1 tRNA gene and 2 rRNA genes are annotated in these 2,641 nt (G+C 50.3%); all 3 read right to left on the reverse strand.

The window, feature by feature from the left end:
- A 23S ribosomal RNA gene (locus T502_RS09070) occupies window positions 1-679 on the reverse strand; the annotation flags it as partial.
- A 166-nt stretch (window positions 680-845) separates the two neighbouring features.
- Window positions 846-918: transfer RNA gene (locus T502_RS08390), tRNA-Ala, on the reverse strand.
- 83 nt (window positions 919-1,001) lie between these two features.
- Window positions 1,002-2,470 (reverse strand): 16S ribosomal RNA (locus T502_RS08395).
- Window positions 2,471-2,641 lie beyond the last annotated feature (171 nt).

Here is a 2,641-nt window from a genome sequence, read left to right on the forward strand (position 1 = left end):
TTCGTTAACCTCGCCAACAGAATTAACTCTCCGGCCCGTTCTTCAAAACGTAAGTTATGACGTCGGCATTACACCCCATACACATACCTCGCGATATTTTCTTTCGGTGTAAAGATCCTTGCACGCCATAACACACTGTCACCTGCCAGTTTCAGGCACTTGTTCACCACCTTTCCAGGGTTACTTTTCAGCTTTCGTTCACACTACTATTGCGCTATCGGTTTTGAGGAGTATTTAGTTTTGGAGGTTGATGACCCCCAAGTTCATGCGAGATTTCCAACCCGCATTACTCAGGTATTCACTTGTTTTAATAAACTTACACGTACGGGACTGTCACCCTCTGTGGTCTGACGTTCCAGAAGAGTTCCGTTTCGTTTGTTAAAATCTACAGTGAGCCTATAACACCACATCTCCCTTGCGGGATTCAGTTTGAACTGTGTCGATTTCGATCGCCTTTACTCACGACATCTCGTTTGATTTCTTTTCCTCCCCCTACTAAGATGTTTCAATTCGGGGGGTTACCGATTGTTTCCAATCACGGCTGATGCCGTAGGATTCCCATTCGGGGATCTCCGGATCATAGAACCCTTGCGTCTTCCCGGAGCTTATCGCAGCTTGGCACGCCCTTCATCGGCTCTCAAACCGAGCCATTCACTGACAGGTTTAATGTAATTCAGCAAAGTTTTTTTGGCTTTTATCCGCTAAAATCCATTTAACGTCTGTTATGTTATACCTGTGCACGGTTTCATGAACTCACGGCGTCGCCGCTTGCGTGAGTTTCAACCCTTCCCCGGTAATTCGCATTTCCGGGTGCATCTCTAAAACCATCTCACAATGGTTTTAAGTGGACTCAGGGGGATTTGAACCCCCGGCCTCCGCCTTGCAAAGGCGGCGCTCTTCCAACTGAGCTATAAGCCCGCTGTCGTTTCTTCTTCTTTCGTCGATACCGATAATTTTACGGTTTATTTATTAACCGCTAATTTTTCCTTTCGATTGTCGTTAGGAGGTGATCCAGCCGCAGATTCCCCTACGGCTACCTTGTTACGACTTAACCCTCCTTGCGAAACCTAGATTCGACTGTGGCAGTTAACCACAGCCTCATCCAAACCTCACTAAGATGGTTTGACGGGCGGTGTGTGCAAGGAGCAGGGACTTATTCACCGCGCTATTTTGAAACGCGATTACTACGGATTCCAGCTTCATGTGGGCGAGTTGCAGCCCACAATCCGAACTTGGGACAGGTTTAGGAGATTGACTACACTTTTCAGTGCCGTTTCCCATTGTCCTGACCATTGTAGCCCGCGTGTAGCCCGGATAATTCGGGGCATGCTGACCTACCGTTGCCCATTCCTTCCTCCTCTTTAGCAGAGGCGGTCCCAACAGTGTCCTCATCATTCCGGAGAACATGCTAGCAACTGTTGGCGTGGGTCTCGCTCGTTGCCTGACTAAACAGGATGCTTCACAGTACGAACTGACGACGGCCATGCACCTCCTCTCAGCTGGTCAAGCAAGGTCTTCAGCCCGGCTATCATTCCGCTGTCCTATCCGGTGAGCTGCCCGGCGTTGAGTCCAATTAAACCGCAGGCTCCACCCGTTGTGGTGCTCCCCCGCCAATTCCTTTAAGTTTCAGCCTTGCGACCGTACTTCCCAGGCGGCACGTTTCACGTTTTCACTTCGGCACCCCGGTAACTCGTAGTTACAGGCACACCTAACGCGCATAGTTTACGGCTGGGACTACCGGGGTATCTAATCCCGTTCGCTCCCCCAGCTTTCGTTCCTCACTGTCGAAGCCGTTCTGGTAAGATGCCTTCGCCATCGGTGGTCCCTCAAGGATTACAGAATTTCACTTCTACCCCTGAAGTACCTCTTACCTCTCCCGGTCCCTAGATTCCCAGTATCTCTTAGACGCCTCACAGTTAAGCCGTGAGATTTCCCAAGAGACTTAAAAATCAAGCTACGAACGCTTTAAGCCCAATAAAAGTGGTCACCACTCGAGCCGCCGGTATTACCGCGGCGGCTGGCACCGGTCTTGCCCGGCCCTTTCTTCCGATGTGTTTTAAACACCGGGACAGCCCGCGTGTACGGGCACTCGGGGTTCCCTTATCACAGTTTCCTGCATTGTAAAGTTTTCGCGCCTGCTGCGCCCCGTAGGGCCTGGAATCGTGTCTCAGATTCCATCTCCGGGCTCTTGCTCCCACAACCCGTACCGATTACGGGCTTGTTGGGCCGTTACCCCAACAACTACCTAATCGGCCGCAGATTCATCCTATGGCGCCGCAACTTTCAGTTAGGAGACATTCCAGTACTCCTGACTTATGGAGTATTATCCCCAGTTTCCCGGGGTTATCCTCCACCATAGGGCAGATTATCCACGTGTTACTGAGCAGTCCGCCGAGGGTCTGAACCCTCTCGACTCGCATGGCTTAATCGAACCCCGATAGCAGTGACCTCTGGCAGGATCAACCAGAATTGAGTTGTTTTATCTTTTTTAGATCCGATGTGTCTCACCGGTTTTGAAGATACGTTTCACTTCGGCACACTGATTCTATCGACTTTGTTTAAATCTAAAGGAATTAGCGGTTAATAAATAAATTTCCGCATTATCAGTACCAACGTCGGAACCAACACTCCCATCCGAGCG

Origin of the sequence: Methanomicrobium mobile BP (assembly GCF_000711215.1) — an archaeon.
GTDB classification, from domain to species: Archaea; Halobacteriota; Methanomicrobia; order Methanomicrobiales; family Methanomicrobiaceae; genus Methanomicrobium; species Methanomicrobium mobile.